At 59.6% G+C, this 15,514-nt stretch carries 15 protein-coding genes and 1 tRNA gene; 8 read left to right on the top strand and 8 right to left on the bottom strand.

Annotated elements, in window-relative coordinates; genetic code table 11:
- Positions 1-191: 191 nt before the first annotated feature.
- Entirely contained in the window at positions 192-893 is a 702-nt protein-coding gene (locus ACYU70_RS05840; protein ID WP_342297271.1) for a class I SAM-dependent methyltransferase, read from the bottom strand.
- Between the two features lie 191 nt (positions 894-1,084).
- On the opposite strand from ACYU70_RS05840, the gene ACYU70_RS05835 reads away from it, so the two are divergent.
- Positions 1,085-1,166: transfer RNA gene (locus tag ACYU70_RS05835), tRNA-Leu, on the top strand.
- A gap of 95 nt (positions 1,167-1,261) precedes the next feature.
- Positions 1,262-1,954 (top strand): phosphatase PAP2 family protein, encoded by a 693-nt coding sequence (locus tag ACYU70_RS05830; protein ID WP_342297269.1) that lies wholly within the window; start codon positions 1,262-1,264, stop codon positions 1,952-1,954.
- A gap of 38 nt (positions 1,955-1,992) precedes the next feature.
- Here ACYU70_RS05830 and ACYU70_RS05825 read toward each other — a convergent pair whose 3' ends face one another.
- The 4 genes from ACYU70_RS05825 to ACYU70_RS05810 all read right to left on the bottom strand — a co-directional run bounded on the left by ACYU70_RS05825 (position 1,993) and on the right by ACYU70_RS05810 (position 7,392).
- Positions 1,993-4,362, bottom strand: a complete 2,370-nt coding sequence (locus ACYU70_RS05825; protein ID WP_342297268.1) for a GAF domain-containing protein — start codon at positions 4,360-4,362, stop codon at positions 1,993-1,995.
- Between the two features lie 74 nt (positions 4,363-4,436).
- Positions 4,437-5,018 (bottom strand): hypothetical protein, encoded by a 582-nt coding sequence (locus ACYU70_RS05820; protein ID WP_342297266.1) that lies wholly within the window; start codon positions 5,016-5,018, stop codon positions 4,437-4,439.
- A 114-nt stretch (positions 5,019-5,132) separates the two neighbouring features.
- Positions 5,133-5,792 (bottom strand): hypothetical protein, encoded by a 660-nt coding sequence (locus ACYU70_RS05815; RefSeq protein WP_342297265.1) that lies wholly within the window; start codon positions 5,790-5,792, stop codon positions 5,133-5,135.
- A gap of 217 nt (positions 5,793-6,009) precedes the next feature.
- Positions 6,010-7,392, bottom strand: coding sequence for a dicarboxylate/amino acid:cation symporter (locus ACYU70_RS05810; protein WP_342297264.1), 1,383 nt, complete (start codon positions 7,390-7,392; stop codon positions 6,010-6,012).
- Positions 7,393-7,725: 333 nt separating this feature from the next.
- On the opposite strand from ACYU70_RS05810, the gene ACYU70_RS05805 reads away from it, so the two are divergent.
- Complete coding sequence (locus ACYU70_RS05805; protein WP_342297263.1) at positions 7,726-8,730, top strand: enolase C-terminal domain-like protein; 1,005 nt, start codon at positions 7,726-7,728, stop codon at positions 8,728-8,730.
- Between the two features lie 197 nt (positions 8,731-8,927).
- Here the strand turns inward: ACYU70_RS05805 and ACYU70_RS05800 are convergent, their stop codons facing one another.
- Positions 8,928-9,503, bottom strand: a complete 576-nt coding sequence (locus ACYU70_RS05800) for a DUF6799 domain-containing protein (protein WP_342297261.1) — start codon at positions 9,501-9,503, stop codon at positions 8,928-8,930.
- 157 nt (positions 9,504-9,660) lie between these two features.
- Here ACYU70_RS05800 and ACYU70_RS05795 point away from each other — a divergent pair, with 157 nt between their 5' ends.
- Together ACYU70_RS05795 and ACYU70_RS05790 are read left to right on the top strand one after the other, a co-directional pair.
- Positions 9,661-10,116 carry a MarR family winged helix-turn-helix transcriptional regulator gene (locus ACYU70_RS05795; protein WP_342297259.1) on the top strand — a complete coding sequence of 152 codons (456 nt, stop codon included), beginning with the start codon at positions 9,661-9,663 and terminating at the stop codon, positions 10,114-10,116.
- A 114-nt stretch (positions 10,117-10,230) separates the two neighbouring features.
- Positions 10,231-10,866, top strand: a complete 636-nt coding sequence (locus ACYU70_RS05790) for a YceI family protein (protein WP_342297257.1) — start codon at positions 10,231-10,233, stop codon at positions 10,864-10,866.
- Between the two features lie 62 nt (positions 10,867-10,928).
- Here ACYU70_RS05790 and ACYU70_RS05785 read toward each other — a convergent pair whose 3' ends face one another.
- Positions 10,929-11,486, bottom strand: coding sequence for a hypothetical protein (locus tag ACYU70_RS05785; RefSeq protein WP_342297256.1), 558 nt, complete (start codon positions 11,484-11,486; stop codon positions 10,929-10,931).
- 175 nt (positions 11,487-11,661) lie between these two features.
- Here ACYU70_RS05785 and ACYU70_RS05780 point away from each other — a divergent pair, with 175 nt between their 5' ends.
- On the top strand, positions 11,662-11,943 hold the full coding sequence (locus tag ACYU70_RS05780) for an ATP-dependent Clp protease adaptor ClpS (protein WP_342297255.1): 282 nt from the start codon (positions 11,662-11,664) through the stop codon (positions 11,941-11,943).
- 21 nt (positions 11,944-11,964) lie between these two features.
- Positions 11,965-12,579 carry a recombination mediator RecR gene (gene recR / locus ACYU70_RS05775; RefSeq protein WP_342297253.1) on the top strand — a complete coding sequence of 205 codons (615 nt, stop codon included), beginning with the start codon at positions 11,965-11,967 and terminating at the stop codon, positions 12,577-12,579.
- 164 nt (positions 12,580-12,743) lie between these two features.
- Here the strand turns inward: recR and ACYU70_RS05770 are convergent, their stop codons facing one another.
- Positions 12,744-13,223: a nuclear transport factor 2 family protein gene (locus ACYU70_RS05770; protein ID WP_342297251.1), complete on the bottom strand. Its 480-nt coding sequence runs from the start codon at positions 13,221-13,223 to the stop codon at positions 12,744-12,746.
- A 236-nt stretch (positions 13,224-13,459) separates the two neighbouring features.
- On the opposite strand from ACYU70_RS05770, the gene ACYU70_RS05765 reads away from it, so the two are divergent.
- Complete coding sequence (locus ACYU70_RS05765) at positions 13,460-15,472, top strand: glycosyltransferase family 2 protein (RefSeq protein WP_342297249.1); 2,013 nt, start codon at positions 13,460-13,462, stop codon at positions 15,470-15,472.
- The last annotated feature ends 42 nt before the right edge of the window (positions 15,473-15,514 follow it).

Raw genomic sequence — 15,514 nt, 5'->3', positions numbered from 1 at the left:
AAATAGCAGTTGTGACCGTGTGTTTCATGGGCAGAAATAATAAGGAAACAAGTAATGCAATAGAAAGCCGTGAGCGGTGTGGAATACAAAGTTGCAGAAAATTTACAATAAAATAAGGGTAATCATTGTAAAAAAGGGTGTGGATAATGATAAAATCATGTTTCAACTTGGTGAAACAGTGTTAGTAAATATCAAGGTTGGGCCATAGCCGGGTTTTCTGTAAAAATCAGTGCTTCCATAGCTCCGCCAAAAAAAAGCTGCGGGTGCCCGGCCGCCAGCCCCAGCCGGCCCAGGGCCGCGCGCAGGTCGGGCATCTCCCGGGCGCGCAAGCCGGTAGTGAGACGAAAAAACAGGTACATCAGCCGGAGCAGCCAGCGCCGCCAGCCGCGCCGTGCCGGCCGGAAATCAGCCACCAGCCACGGTGCCCCGGGGCGTTGGGCTGCCCGCAGCTGCGCCAGCGCCGCCCCGAGGTCCGCCGAGGGAATGCAGTCCAACACGAAGAAGGTGATGATGGCCCCGAACCGTTCGGCCGGTTGCAGGGCCGCCTGGGTGCCGTGCCGGAACTCAACCTGACCCACCGCCTGCGGAAACTCACGTGCCAGCCGGGCCCGGGCGCGGCCCAGCATTTTGGGCGATGCCTCCAAGTACAGCACCGTAGCGGCTGGCACCCGCCGCAATACTTCGTCCAGCACCCAGCCCGTGCCTCCGCCCAAAATGAGAATGTGCGGCGCACCGCCCGGCAGGCCACGCAGCGCCGCCAACTGGGCCGCCTGCTGCGACGACCCGAACACCAGGCCAGCCAGCGCATCATAAAACCACACCGCCTGGTCGAAGCCAACCAGCTTTTCGGGAGCTGCGGGGGTAGAAAGAGGGGCTGTTGGGGGCAAAGCCATCAGAAAATAACGATTGCAGGAAAAATAATTGGGCCGGCAAGTAACTGAAAAACAATTGCCGGTGCCGTTCAGTAGCCCCGTTCAACTGAAAAAAATGGCCTATGTGTTGCGTGGCGATAAAACAGCACTGTATCTTTGCAGCATCAAAAAGCCACTCCTCCTTCGGGATGAGCGGTTTTTTAGCCCAGCTTGCGCTTGTGGCGAAATTGGTAGACGCGCTGTCTTCAGGCGGCAGTTCCGCAAGGTGTGGGAGTTCGAGTCTCCCCGAGCGCACGTTTTAAAAGGCCAGCCCCACCGGGCTGGCTTTTTTTATTTTCCGTACTGAAAGCAATTGCTGGCATTTTTATTTCCCGGCATTTTTGCCCGCTATGAATCGGTTTACCTCCCGCTTGCTGGCCCTGGCCGGCTTGCTCACTGTCGAAGTGCTGTTTGGACTGGTGCTGTTCATCGTGGCCTTCGCGGTGTTCTTTTACCTGGCGCGGGTAGTGTTCGTGCATCACTCGGTGGCACTCGACAACTGGGCCTCGGGCATTGTGGATGGCTGGCGGCTGGCCAACCCGGGCCTGACCGGTCCGGTGCGGGTGGTCACGTTTTTCGCGGCGCTGCCGTTTCTGCTGCCTGCCAGCGTCATCGCACCGTTGCTGATACGCCGGGCCGGCCACCCGCGCGGGGCCTGGGAAATGCTGCTGGCCATGGCCGGCAGCGTGCTGCTCAATCAGCTCTTAAAGTGGTATTTCAACCGCCCCCGGCCCACCAACGCCCTGCTCCAAACCTTCGGCCTGAGCTTTCCCAGCGGCCACGCCATGCTGGGTATCACGTTCTACGGGTGTCTGGCGTGGCTGCTGGCGCGGCATTTCAAGCGGCCGGTTTGGGTGGTGCCGCTGCTGCTGTGGGCGGGGCTGATTGGCCTCACGCGGGTGTATTTGCACGCGCACTACGCCACCGATGTGCTGGCCGGCTTCGCGGGCGGCGCGGCGTGGCTGGTGGCTTTCCGGGCCGGCCTGAAGCTGTTCTGGCGCGAGGAAGAGGCCGTGATGGAGGAGGAAAGCGCGTCGTTGTGACGCGCTTTCTTGCTACTTAAAAAGACGTTTGGCAAGCGTTATTCGGCCAACCGGACCCGTACCCGCAGGGCCAGCAGGCCTTTCACGCCCTGCAACTCTTCCAGTTCAAGCTCTTCAACCCCCGCCTCCAGCAGGCCCCGGTCCTGGAGGTAGTCGATGTACTCGTAGTATTCCACGGCCTCCCGGGTTTGCGCGTACACCAGGGCTAGGGTGCCGGGCTGGGTCAGGCGTTCGCCCGTGCCCAGCACGGTGGCTTTATCAATCCGCTTCTTGATTATTTCGTAGCGGATGTTGTAGGCGCCGTCCACGTCGAACTGCCGCTCATCCTGCCGGAACCGAATGCTTAGCGGCTGCCCGTGAATGAGAATAAGCTGCGTCGTATCCAGCGGCACGGGCAGGGTGGCCTTCAGCACATGGGTGCGGCGTGTGATTTCCACCATCGTCAGCAGCTGCCACAGGCGCAGGTTTTTCAGGAAAACCAAGTCGAACGGCTTATCCTGTACCAGCGTGCTGCCCACGTAGATATTGAACTCCACGCCATCGGTTTTGTAGCGCTGGAAGTAATGCGGGAACATGGATTGCGCCTTTTCTTCCTCCTCGTCGAGGTAGTCGCTCACGGCATCGTTGAGCGTAGTCACGCTGATTTCAAAGTCCTGGCGGCGCTTGTAGAGAATGCCCAGCTTGGGGTCAATATTATTCCAGTAGCTGGTGATGACGGGCCGCAGCTCGGGCGTGTGCGTAGCCAGATACTCGAATAGCGGCTCCACTTCGCGCTTCAGCGAGTCGTAAATATTGGCCTCATCGCCGGAAAGCAGGCCGTCGCGCAGCCGCTTCAGGTTCTTGGTAACGTAGAATTTCAACTCGTCCAGAATGGGCAGCTGCTGGCATTCCGAAGCCTTTTTCAGGACCTTATTAGCCAGCGTGAGGTGTTCGATGAGGTCACCCTGAATGGCCTCGTTGCGCACCGTGCTGCTGCCGCGAATGTCGCAGGAGCCGTGCAGCGGGTACACGTCCTCAAACACGATGGCCTCCATTTCGGCCGTGCGGTTTCCGGCATCGAGTTGCGTCAGCAGGTTGCGGGCCGCGTCGGCAAAGCGCCACTCCATGGTGGGGTGAATGGCGGTGAATTTCTCCTGAATCACGGCCTGAATGCGGGACTGCAGGTCTTCAGCGTTGCGCTTCACCGCCACCGCAAACAGCGGCACAAACTGCGCTACCTTGTCCATGTCAAACTCATCGAGGCCGTTCACGTCGGGCGTGCCCAGCTCCAGCAGGCCCACCGTGTCGTTGCCGTAGGGCAGCAGCGCCAGAATAGCCGACTTGATGCCCAGCGTAATAATCTGATGGCGTAGGTCGTGCGGAATGTCGGCCGTGGCTACATCCTTGAGCACCAACGGCTCCCGCTCGCGCAGCAGGCGCTCATAAATCTGCCGGAAGCTGCCGTCGGCCGACTGGTGCTGAACCTGCTTGGTGAGAAAGCTGTGGTTGATTTTGCGCCCAAAGTCCACGAAAGCACGCTTTTTCTCGTCATAAGCCGCAATACCCAGCTGCAAGGCCGGCTGCGCAAACAGTACCCGCAGCTTCTCCTGAATCTGCTCGAAGCGGGCGGGGGTTTGCAGCACGTCGCGCTCCAGCAGGTCGTACTTCAGCTCCGACAGGATTTCCTGGTCGGTAATATCCACCAGCTGCAACAGGTTGAAGCCCTCCAGCTCGAAATGCTCGGGCGGCAGCAGCTCATTCCAGAACTCCGGCCGGTGGCGGTTATGAATCAGAAATTCAATCTGTTCGGGTGTGAGTGCGGGCAATTCGCCCACCACCTTCACCATCACAAAATCGGAGTTAAAATCGACCCCGTAGTGTCGGTACAACCCGATTTTGTAGTCGGGTACAGTAAAAACGATGGTGCCCAGGCTCGGCATTTCGGCCCCGTACAGGCGGTGCAGTATCAGGTGGTAGGCCATCAGGCCCATCTGCCGCTCCATGGCCGCCATGTCGATGTTGAGCGGCTGCTTCACGGTGCGGTCCTTGTTCAGCATTATCTCCTCGAACAAGTGCGTGGAGTAGAAGCTGCGCCGCTGAAACGGGGCCACCACGCCGCTGATGTCGGTGGCAAAGGAGGCCGGCGGGAACACGGCCAGCATCAGGGTTTCCACCAGGTCGCAGTTGCATTCCAGCACCGAATAATCGGTGAGCAGGCCCCGGCACCAGCCCGCCTCGGCCACCTGCTGGCCAATGGCCTTGGCCAACAGGGCCACGCCGGCATTGCTGGCGCTTTCGCGCGCATGCCAATAGGCAATCAGCGGCTCCAGGCTGAGCGTGGATTTAAATGGAAAAACAGAAGCAGGAGCGGGCGGGCGCGGTGCAGCGGGCACCGTCGGAGCCACCGTAAGAGTAGGTTCAGCAGCCATAGGAACGAAAACAGGAATGCCCGGCCAAACGTTGCAGCGCGGCGGTAGCTATACGTAGGCAAGCGCCTGGCGGGCTACTTGGTGATGGTGAAGGCGGGGAAGGCCGGGAGTCCTTTGTCCTTGAGGTTAACAGTCAGAGCCGTGGAGGCGCTGGCCGTGATGTCCTTGCGCGTGGTAATGTCCTTTTGCGTGTTGGTGTAGCACGTGCAGCAGCCGTTGCCATCCAGATTTCCCTTCAACGCTACCTTATCAATAACCAAGGCGAAGGCCGGGCTCTTCCGGTGTGGGGCCGGATAATAGCACACGTAGTACTGGTATTGGTCGAGCTTAGCCGTGCTCACCTGGCCAAACGGCGTGCTGTTGTTGATAACAATCGTGTCGTAGGCCTGGGCTACCGAGCGAATCAGGGTCACGGTTTCGGGCTTGGTGCCGGGGTTGGAGCCGCTGGCCGGCACGATTACCAACGGATAGCGCTGAAGCACAATCGTATCGAGGTCAGCTCTAATGGGAAAGTCGGTCTGTGAGAAAACTAGCTTGATGGCATCCGCCTGGGCTTCGCCGGGGCAGTCGCACACGTTATTGGCGCAGCAGCCGGGCAGCAGCCCGAGGCCCAAAAGCAGAATGGCAGAAAACCGGAAGGGCAGGAGGTGGGTCATGGTAATCCCAAAGATAAGGCCCGTCGCGCCCACTGCCCGGAACCGGGAGGCAGGGCACGACGGGCCTTTTAATGCTAACTCAGAAGAGGAAAAAAACGAGCGTTAACCCAAGGGTTAGCGGCTGCCCGTCACCACCGACGAGGCCGGCAGGGTGGGGTTTTCCACGGTGCCGCCGGCCATCAGCAGGGGGCGCAGGCGGGTGGTGGCAGTATCGAGCTGGGGCCGAATCTGGGCCATGGCGCTGCGCAGGGCAATAACGTCGGCCAGGCGGGGCGCGGCCGTCTGCGAGTAGCCGTGGTACATGGCCACTTTCACTTCCGAGGTGCCCGTGCCGAGGTAGGAGCCCAGCAGGTTGCCGGCCGCGTCGCTCACCTGTACTTCAGCTTGCAGCGTGGTTTTATACCATTCCAGTGGCACGCCCACCACAGCGGGAATCATGAAGGTGAGTACCTGCAGGCCCTGCACGGCGCGGCCGGTGCGCAGGGTGCGTACCTTCTTCACTATCAGCTTGGCGTAGCCGTACGTGGCCGAGTCGGTGGGTTCCGTCAAATTCACCCGGCACTCCTGCTGAAATAATTTCAGCGGGTCTTCGGGCAGAGCTCCGTCGTTCATCGCCAGCGGGCCCTGGTCGGCCAGAATTTCCAGCGGCGGCAGGCGTTTGGAGATGGCCGCCGATGGCGTGCCTTTCATCATAGTCTTGACCGACACGCAAGCCGGAGCCAGCAGTAGCATCGGCGAAAGAGCCAGTAATGCGAGAGGACGGACGATTTTCATAGGCGGAAGGTAGAAAATTATATCGTAAAAATCAAATATTACAACAAAAAAATGCCTTTGCCAAACCTCTTGCAATTACTTCAAAGGCATGGTGTAAAATTAGATGATTTACATCAACCAGTTGGCATCTGCTCGGTAAAAGGCTCAAAATACCCCTTAAAAAGAGGAATTCAACCGGCCAAGCCACTTGTTTAACTTGGCTATTATTGAAAAAGTTCTATTGCGAAACGGCTGCCGGGTCGGGGCCATGGTAGCCGTCTACAAATTCTCCTTCCCAACGGGCTACGACGGCCGAAGCTAAACAGTTGCCGAGCACGTTCACGGCCGTGCGGGCCATATCCATCAGGGCATCAATGCCCAGGATGATGAACACCGGCCAGGCCGGCAGGTTGAACGATGCTACCGTGGCCAGCAGGATAACCAGCGAGGCCCGGGGCACGCCCGCCACGCCCTTGCTGGTGAGCATCAGCGTGAATACCATGAGCAATTGCTGGCCGAAAGTGAGCGGCACCCCGGCAGCCTGCGCTACGAAAACGGCTGCCAGCGAAAGGTATAGCGTCGTGCCGTCGAGGTTAAACGAATAGCCCGTCGGCATCACAAAGGCCACGATGCGGCGTGGCACGCCGATGCTTTCCATCGCTTCCATGGCCCGGGGCAGGGCCGCTTCCGAGGACGTGGTGGCGAAGGCGATGCTGACCGGCTCGGCCACGGCCGCGATGAAGCGGCGCAGCGGCAGGCGGGCAAATAATGCTACCGGCAGCAGCACCAGCAGCACGAAGGCAATGAGCGCCCCGTAGAGCGTGAGCAGCAGCTGCAAGGCATTGAGCAGCGGGGCGAAACCCATTTTGCCCACCGTGTAGGCCAGGGCTCCGCCCACGCCCAGCGGTGCGAAATACATCACCACGTTGGTGAACTTGAACATGACTTCCGACAGGCTTTCGCAGAATTCCAGCATCACGCGGCGCGGGCGCTCCGGGGTGAGGGCCAGGCCGATAGCGAAGATGATGGCGAAAATAACCACCTGGAGCACCTGCCCTTCGGCCACCGATTTGGCAATGTTCTCGGGGAAGATGTGCAGGATGATGTCGGCGGCGGTCTGGGGGGCGGCGGCGGTCAGGGCTTCTTCCTTCACGCCAACCTGACTGATGCCCACGCCGGCCTTGGTTAAGTTGATGGCAGCCAGGCCAATGAAGAGGGCAAACGTGGTGACGACTTCAAAGTAAACCAGCGCTTTGAGGCCCATGCGGCCCACCTGCTTCAGGTCGGCGTGGCCGGCAATGCCGACTACCAGCGTAGCGAAAACCAGCGGCGCGATGATGGTTTTTACGAGGCGTAAGAAGGCGTCGCTCAGTACTTTGAGGTTCATGGCTACGCCGGGTGCATCATGCCCAAGCTCGATGCCGATGAGCATACTCACCACAATCCAGAGGGTGAGGGAGCGCCGGGGGGCCACGGCGGCGGCAATGGCCAGCAGGGCCAGCCAGCGGGCCGCTACGGGCACCACGGGCGGCAGGGCCAGCATCTGGTTGGCGGCGAGCACGGTGAGCACACCAGCCAGCAGCACCATAAAAGCAACGAGGAGTAAACGGGATTTTGCCATGCAATTGAAAAAGGCCGTGAATACGGAATGAGGCCTCAAAGAACGGCATTATCCCGCCACCAAGCCCGACCGTGCCCGTTGGGCACTACCGGAAGCCGGCTGCGGGATTTGTTTTAAGGAAGCAATAGGGCCTATTGATTTCTTCCCATCGGTCTAATTCTGCCGTTGGTTGGCACCGAAATAAAATTCTGCTTCTTTCGAGCAGTTTCCAGCAGCTTTTTAAGCTGATGAAGCAAAAATTTCGTTTAATGCCCCGAATTCTCCGTGGTTGTTGCGTTACCCGTCGGTAGCGCTTGCTGCTCAAGCCCCGGTGATGCTGCTTCCCTCTCGCTCATGCCTATCTGGACCCTCACTCCGCACCTGCTTCCGCTTCGCTACGTTTGGAAAATATCCCGCAATGCCTCGGCCACCAAAACCAATCTGGTGCTGCGCGTGGCCGGCCACGGCCAGCAGGGTACCGGCGAGGCCGCGCCCAATGTCCGCTACGGCGAGTCGCCGGAGTTGCTCCAGGAACAGTTCGCCATCCTGCTGGCCAATGGCTTAGCCGAAGTCACCGCCTTGTCGGAGCTTGATGCCCTGCTGGCTACCAACCCTGTAGCGCATGCCCTGAGCTTTGCCCTCGAATCCGCGCTGGTTCAGTGGCTGGCCGCTTGCGCCGGGCAGCCGGTGTGGCAATGGCTGGGTGTGCCGCCGCCCGCTGCCGCCGTGCCCACGGCGTTTTCCCTCCCCATTATGGAGCCGGACGAAGTGGCCGGTTTCCTGCGTGAGCAGGATGCCGCCCGCTTTCAGCTATTAAAAATCAAAGTAAACCAGGCTGGTGGCCTCGACCTGCTGCGCGAAGTGGCCCGCGCTCTGCCCGGCCACGCCCTGCTGGTAGACGGCAACGAAGCCTGGCCCGATGCCGACAGCGTACTACGCTTCCAGGAAGCCGCCGCTGCGGTGCCCGGGCTGTATATAAAACTACTGGAGCAGCCCCTGCCCGCCGCCCTGGCCGACGACTACCGCTACCTATGTCCCCGCAGCAGCGTGCCGCTCATCGCCGATGAGTCGGTGACCGATGCGGCCGACTTTGCCGAAATTGCTCAGCAATTCCATGGCGTGAACGTGAAGCTGATGAAAGCCGGCGGCTTCCGGCGCGGCATCGACCTGCTGCGCCGTACCCGCGCCCACGGCCTGCTGCCCATGCTGGGCTGCATGGTGGAAACCAGCGTGGGCATCGCGGCCGCCCTCGAAATCAGTGCCCTGGCCGAAGTGCTGGACCTGGATGGCTTTCTGATTGTGAAGGATGAGCCGTTTGGGCTGGTGCGGGAAGAAGCTGGGCTGCTGCGGCGGGCTTAGGCCCGGCCTGTCAAGTTGCTGCCATAATAAAGAAGCCCTGGCGGGGCGACATATTGGTAGCAACGGCCGATGCTAGCGTAACAAAGCCCCAGCGGGGCGACACTCGGTTGGTGAGTGTCATCCCGCCGGGGCTTTCAGGTTTTTAGCTATTCGGGCTTACTACCGACCTGCTAGAAGTCGGTGCGCTGCTATTTGGGTTACTTAGGCCCGTTCAGTTGCGCGTCAAGCTGCTTGAGCTGGTCGTCGATGGCCTTGGTATCAGGCTTGGTGGGCTGGCCCTGGCTGAGCACCTGGATTTTCTGGTTGAGCAGCTCAATCTTTTTATTGAGCAACGACACTTGCATGGCGGGGTCGGAGAAGCCGGGGCCGTGCTGCACGTAGGGCTCGAACTTGGTGCCGGGGGGCGTGGTGGGCGGCGTGCCCTCGCCCCGGGCGGCGGCGGCGCTGGCGGGGGTGGCAAATACCACGCCGCCGTCGGGCTTCACGTAGTCGCCTTCGTGCAGAGTGATTTTCTTGCCCTGAGGGTTGATTTTGTCGGCGGGCATTTCTACGATGCCGTTTTTGTAGTTGATTTTCACGCCGCCGGCCAGCTTCACGTTTTGGGTGAGGGGCGTGGTCTGGGTGCCCTCGCGGCGCACTACTTCGCCGTCAAGCATTACAAACTGGGTGCGGCTGGTGGTTTGCACCGGGAAGCCGCCAGCCTGGGCAGCGGCCAGGTGTGGGGCAGTGGCCAGGCAGCCAGCGGCGAATACGAGCAGGAAGAAACGATTCATAGCAATACAGGGAATGGTGAATGTGCGGGGATACGGATTTTAGGCCCCGGCGGTAGGGCAGGAGGAGCAGAAGGCTAAACTTTTTAAAATAATTGGGAACGATGTTGTGACATTAAATGTATGTACATTATATTTGCATCCGATTCCACTGCCTACTATGCGCATCGAAGACGAAATCAAACAGCCCATTTTCCGCGACGAGCACCAAAAGGCCTTTATCAATCTGATATATACGGCTGGCTGGTTGCAGCTACGGCAGGCGGCGGCGTTCAAGCCGTTTGGCCTCACTTCGCCGCAGTTCAATATTCTGCGCATTCTGCGCGGGCAGCACCCGCTGCCGGCCACGGTGGCCCTGCTCATCGACCGGATGCTGGACAAAACCAGCAACGCCTCGCGCATCGTGGACCGCCTCGAAGAAAAAAAATTAGTGACCCGCACCGTGTGCCCAGCCAACCGTCGGGCCGTCGACATCCGAATTACCAAAGCTGGCCTCGATTTGCTCGACCAGGTGGAGCAAACCGGGGTGCTGTACACCAAAGAAAACATGGCGCTGAACGAGGACGAGATGCGCCAGCTGAACGCCCTGCTCGACAAAATGCGAACGGTGGAATAAGCCGTTTTTCAACAACCTAAATCGCCGGAATTCCGGCACGCTTTTTCGTTGCGGCCCGGCCGTGATGCTTACTTCAACTCACACTTCTTACCTTTTTTCAAATCCTTGTTTAAGATGAAAAAATTCCTCTTGCCCGCTCTGTTTGCCGTTGCCACCATCGGCGCAACTTCCGCTGCTTCGGCTCCCAAAGTAGCCACCGCAGCTCCGGCCCCCGCTTACAAGCTGCAGCCGCAGCTGAGCACCCTGGGTTGGGAAGGCAAAGCCGTAACCCACGGCCACGTGGGCACCATGCAGTTCTCCGACGGCGACCTGCTCGTGAAAGGCAACAACATCGTGGGCGGCACCGTGACCGTGAACATGAAAACCATGGTGGCCACCGACATCAAAGATGCCGAAAGCCAGGGCAAATTTGTGGGCCACATGAGCAGCGACGACTTCTTCGGCGTGGCTACTTACCCCACTTCGACTTTCAAAATTGCCAGCGTAACGCCCATCAAAGGTGCCGCCGCCAATGCCGATAACGTGACCATCGCCGGCGACCTGACCATCAAGGGCGTGACGCAGCGCATCAGCTTCCCCGCCAAAGCCGGCGTGAAAGACGGCGTGGCCGCCGCCAGCGGTAAGGTTACCATCGACCGCACCAAATTCGGCCTGAAATACGGCTCGAAGTCGTTCTTCGAAAGCATCGGCGACAAAGCCATCTACGACACGTTCGATTTGACTTTCAACGTAATCGCCAAGAAAGCATAATTGCGGTTTTCACAGCGAATAAAAAAGGCCTGCCGGATTCGGCAGGCCTTTTTTTGTGCGTTTTATTCCGGGATTTCGAATTTTCGGGGCAAGTCGAATTTTAGGTTGTGGCTTTTCTTGCGGCTGTGCAGCTCGCGCAGCACGTCGTCCAGCTCCGACTGGTATTCGACCCAGAGGTCTTCGTGCAGGCTTTTGAGGATGAGGGCGGGCAGGCGGGCAGCCAGGCGGGCGGTGGCGTTGTAGAAACCGTCCCACACGCTGTCGAACTGGCCCGAGTAATTATCGATGCACTGGCGCAGGATGTAAAGCAGCAGGTCGATTTCGAGCTGCTTGTTTTTGGTGATGCGGCGGGCGCGGGCCGCTTCCTGCACGCCGGCGCGCACGGCCTTCACGAGGCTGCGGTTGAGCAGGCGGCCGGTGACGGCTACGGCAAATAGCTCGTGGATGCGGTCGGCGGTTTCTTCCTGAATCTGGCCCAGGGTCACGTCGGCCAGTAATTCGAAGCGGAAGGTTTCGTAGAGTTCGGCGTCGCGGCGCACGGCGCGGAGCAGGAGGGCTTCCTTTTCGGGCTCGGAGAGGCGCTTGAGGGCTTTTTTGAAATCGGCGGAGGGAACGGGCATGGCAAGCGGATGCGGAAAAGGAGCGGGCCGGCGAAAGCTGACGCGGCGAAACGGAAAACTACGCCCGAAAACGGCGGGGCGCGGGACAAATCTCCGGGAACCAACGAAACGAATAAGACGGATTGGGGGTTATTACTGGCTATCTCACGCGGCCTTTCCTGCGTAAATTTGCCCTATGAATACCCGTCCGCAAATTGATTACGAAGATGACGTTCTACTGCTGGAAGAAGCCGTAGAGCTGCGCAACCTGGTGGTGTACAACGACGACATCAACACCTTCGACCACGTCATCAAAACCCTGATGGACGTGTGCGGCCACCAGCCCGAGCAGGCCGAGCAGTGCACCCTGCTCATCCATTACAAGGGCAAGTGCGCCGTCAAAATCGGCACCTACGAGGAGCTGGAGCCTCTTTGCACCGCCATTCACGACCGCGGCATCTCGGCCGATGTCGTTTAGCCATCCATCCCATTTAACTGAATGGAGTTCCCCTCAAAACTGATTGAAAACGCCGTCGGCGAGCTGTCGCGCCTGCCCGGCATCGGCCGCAAAACGGCCCTGCGCCTGGCCCTGCACCTGCTGAAGGCCGAAATGGACACCACGGCCACCCTGGCCGAGGCCCTGGCCAAGATGCGGTTCGAAATCACCTACTGCAAAACCTGCCACAGCATTTCCGATGCCGAGGAGTGCGGCATCTGTGCCAACAAATTGCGCGACCACAGCCTGGTCTGCGTGGTGTCGGACGTGCGCGACGTCATCGCCATCGAAAACACCGGCCAGTATAAGGGCGTGTATCATGTATTGGGTGGCGTGATTTCGCCAATTGAAGGAATTGGCCCTTCCGATTTGCACATTGATTCGCTGGTAGAGCGGGCTGCGGGCGAAGACTCGGAAGTGCGCGAGGTTATCCTCGCCATTTCGCCCACGATGGAGGGCGACACCACGGCCTTCTACCTCTCGCGCCGCCTGCGCGACCTGCCCAACGTCCACATCAGCACCATTGCCCGGGGCATTCCGATGGGCGGCGAGCTGGAATACGCCGACGAAATCACCCTCGGCCGCAGCATCGTGGACCGCCTGCGACAGGCGCGGTAGGTGCGTAAGATATTTGCAGGCAACTACCTACCCACTCCTGAATAAGGCAGCAAGCCCCGGCTCTTACCAGAGTCGGGGCTTGCTGTATAAATAACCTGGAGGAAGAAGATGGCAAAGCACGGTGGGCCGATACCAGCGCCAGCAGGTACTTCCTTGCGTTGTAATCACTTCGTGGCCATTGCTTTGCCGCCTATCCGCACCGACTGGCTGTCCACCACAACCCATTGGCCGTTGCGGCGCACAAATACGTGCATCCGGCGGTAGTCCCCGCTGGTGTCTTTGCCTTTGTCCATGCCGGCGACATTGATGTCGTGCCGAATAATTGCCACGTCGGGGCCGAAAAAACGCACCGAATAGTTGGAGGTTTCATTAGCCGTGGTCTTGGATGCCCCTGATTCCATATCTTTTAGCATCTCAGCCTTGGTGGCTACGGTGCCATCGGCCTCCGTGAATAGGCAGTCATCAGCCACGAATTTCTTCATGAAAGCCATATCGTTATGCAAAGTGGCGGCAGCCCAGTCTTTGTCGAGCTGGATAATCATGGCTTTCATTTTGTCGTTGCTGGCGGACGTGCCGGTCCCTTTCTGCGCGAAGGCGGTTGAAAAGCTGAAACCGATGAGTAAAAGGGCGATGATGATTTTCATGGTTCGGTTATTTTAAGGATTAAACGGCCCGGACACATCATAACCCCATGTCACGATGACAAAGCTTAGATGAATATACAAATTATTGTATATAGACATATTTAATCAATAAAAAGATAAAGCCGAAATCAAGCGGTTACGTCTCCGCTGCATAAATCGGTTGGCTTAGGCGATGCTTCGTGCTCGCAGCGGTAGCGGGCGGCACAATGCGCGTTCTACACGTAATTTCGCGCCCCGTGGTCAAGCTCTCCGTCGTCATTGTCAATTATAACGTCTGCTATTTCCTGGAGCAGGCGCTGCTCTCAGTGCGGCGGGCCGTGGAGAAGCTGGGCCAGCCGGTGGAGGTGTTCGTGGTCGATAACAACTCGGCCGATGGCTCGGTGGCCATGGTGCGGGCGCGTTTCCCGGAGGTCATCCTCATTGCCAACCGCGACAACCCCGGCTTCTCGAAAGGCAACAACCAGGCCCTGCGCCGCGCCACCGGCCAATACCAGCTGCTGCTGAACCCCGATACCGTAGTAGAAGAGGACACTTTCCGCGCCTGCTGCGATTTCATGGACGCGCACCCCAACTGCGGCGGCCTGGGCATCAAAATGCTCGATGGCCAGGGCAAATTCCTGCCCGAAAGCAAACGCGCCCTGCCCACGCCGGCCGTGGCTTTTTACAAGATGTTCGGGCTGGCGGGTGTTTTTCCGAAGTCGCGCACCTTCGGGCGCTACCACCTGGGCTTTCTGGATAAGGATGAAACCCACGAGATTGAGGTGTTGAGCGGGGCCTTCATGCTACTGCGCAAGGCCGCGCTCGACCAGGTGGGGCTGCTCGACGAAGACTATTTCATGTACGGCGAGGACATCGACCTCTCGTACCGCCTCACTCAGGGTGGCTGGAAAAACTATTATTTCCCCGGCACCCGCATCATCCACTACAAGGGCGAAAGCACGAAGCGCACCAGCGTGAACTACGTATTTGTGTTCTACCGGGCGATGGTGATTTTTGCCCAGAAGCACTTCGCGCCGGGCCGAGCGGGCCTGTTTTCGCTGCTCATCAACGCCGCCATCTGGCTGCGGGCCGGGGCGGCCGTGGCCGAGCGTCTGGCCGTCCGCGCCGCCCCGCTGTTGCTCGATGCCGGCCTGATTTGGGGCGGCATGTACTTCCTGAAAACCTACTGGGAGCACAACCACAAGTTTGTACCCGGCGCATATCCGCCGCAGTACATGACGATGGCTGTGCCGGCCTACATCGCGGTCTGGCTCACGTCGGCCTACCTCAGCGGGGGCTACGACCAGCCGGTGCGCACCTCGCGGGTGGTGCGCGGCATCTTCATCGGCACGCTGCTGATTTCGGCGGCCTCGAATTTTCTGGATGCTTGGCGATTTTCGAAGGCGCTCATTATTTTGGGCGGGGCCTGGGCCGTGGCGGCGCTGGTGGGCCGGCAATTGGTAGCCCACTTCATCAAGTATAAAAATCTGCATCTGAGCGAGCGGCGACAGAAAAATATTGCCATCGTGGGCTCCGGCCCCGAGAGCCGCCGCGTGCGCCAGCTGCTGGATGCCGCCCAGGTATCGGCCCGCGTGATTGGCTACGTGAGCGTGGGGGAGGAGGCTGAGCCCTCGGCCGCGCCGGCCGGGGACCATTCGCTCCGTCACTCCGTCACGCAGTCGCTCTTGGAGCCGCTGGGCGAGCTGCGCCAGCTGGACGACATTATCCGCCTCTACGCGTTGAATGAGTTGATTTTTTGCGGGAAGGACCTGGCCGCGAGCCAGATTATCGCCCTCATGCTGGGCCTGCCCGCCGAGCCGCCCGTGGCCTACAAAATCCTGCCTGAGGACAGCCAGTACATCATCGGCAGCAGCAGCAAAGACTCGCCCGGCGACTATTACACCCTCGACATCGCCCTGAACCTTTACCAGCCCCAGCAGGCCCGCGCCAAGCGTCTACTCGACCTGCTGAGCAGCGCCAGTTTGCTGGTGCTGAGCCCGGTGCTGGTCTGGTTTCAGCCGAGAAAAGTGGGGTTCCTGCGCAACTGCGCATCGGTCTTGCTCGGCCGGCGCACCTGGGTGGGCCTGCGCCATCTCGAAGGCCCGGCCCGCGCCGTGCCCGCCGTGCTCTCGCCCGCCGATGCCGCCAACTCCGCAACGCCCCTCAATGAGGTAACGCGCCGGCGGTTGGAGTTGCTCTACGCCAAAGATTACGAGCCCGGCACGGATTTGAGCGTGCTCTGGCGCTGCTGGCGCCGTCTAGGGCAGTAGTGCCGTAGCGCGGACTTTTAGTCCGCGAGTCCATCGGTTCCA

The sequence above is a fragment of the Hymenobacter segetis genome, assembly GCF_054776495.1.
This window is presented reverse-complemented; position numbering and strand designations above follow the sequence as displayed.

Excerpts from the sequence above, each read along its gene's own strand:
- ACYU70_RS05840 (WP_342297271.1), bottom strand. The coding sequence starts at position 893 with ATGGCTTTGCCCCCAACAGCCCCTCTTTCTACCCCCGCAGCTCCCGAA.
- ACYU70_RS05830 (WP_342297269.1), top strand. The coding sequence starts at position 1,262 with ATGAATCGGTTTACCTCCCGCTTGCTGGCCCTGGCCGGCTTGCTCACT.
- ACYU70_RS05825 (WP_342297268.1), bottom strand. The coding sequence starts at position 4,362 with ATGGCTGCTGAACCTACTCTTACGGTGGCTCCGACGGTGCCCGCTGCA.
- ACYU70_RS05820 (WP_342297266.1), bottom strand. The coding sequence starts at position 5,018 with ATGACCCACCTCCTGCCCTTCCGGTTTTCTGCCATTCTGCTTTTGGGC.
- ACYU70_RS05815 (WP_342297265.1), bottom strand. The coding sequence starts at position 5,792 with ATGAAAATCGTCCGTCCTCTCGCATTACTGGCTCTTTCGCCGATGCTA.
- ACYU70_RS05810 (WP_342297264.1), bottom strand. The coding sequence starts at position 7,392 with ATGGCAAAATCCCGTTTACTCCTCGTTGCTTTTATGGTGCTGCTGGCT.
- ACYU70_RS05805 (WP_342297263.1), top strand. The coding sequence starts at position 7,726 with ATGCCTATCTGGACCCTCACTCCGCACCTGCTTCCGCTTCGCTACGTT.
- ACYU70_RS05800 (WP_342297261.1), bottom strand. The coding sequence starts at position 9,503 with ATGAATCGTTTCTTCCTGCTCGTATTCGCCGCTGGCTGCCTGGCCACT.
- ACYU70_RS05795 (WP_342297259.1), top strand. The coding sequence starts at position 9,661 with ATGCGCATCGAAGACGAAATCAAACAGCCCATTTTCCGCGACGAGCAC.
- ACYU70_RS05790 (WP_342297257.1), top strand. The coding sequence starts at position 10,231 with ATGAAAAAATTCCTCTTGCCCGCTCTGTTTGCCGTTGCCACCATCGGC.
- ACYU70_RS05785 (WP_342297256.1), bottom strand. The coding sequence starts at position 11,486 with ATGCCCGTTCCCTCCGCCGATTTCAAAAAAGCCCTCAAGCGCCTCTCC.
- ACYU70_RS05780 (WP_342297255.1), top strand. The coding sequence starts at position 11,662 with ATGAATACCCGTCCGCAAATTGATTACGAAGATGACGTTCTACTGCTG.
- recR (WP_342297253.1), top strand. The coding sequence starts at position 11,965 with ATGGAGTTCCCCTCAAAACTGATTGAAAACGCCGTCGGCGAGCTGTCG.
- ACYU70_RS05770 (WP_342297251.1), bottom strand. The coding sequence starts at position 13,223 with ATGAAAATCATCATCGCCCTTTTACTCATCGGTTTCAGCTTTTCAACC.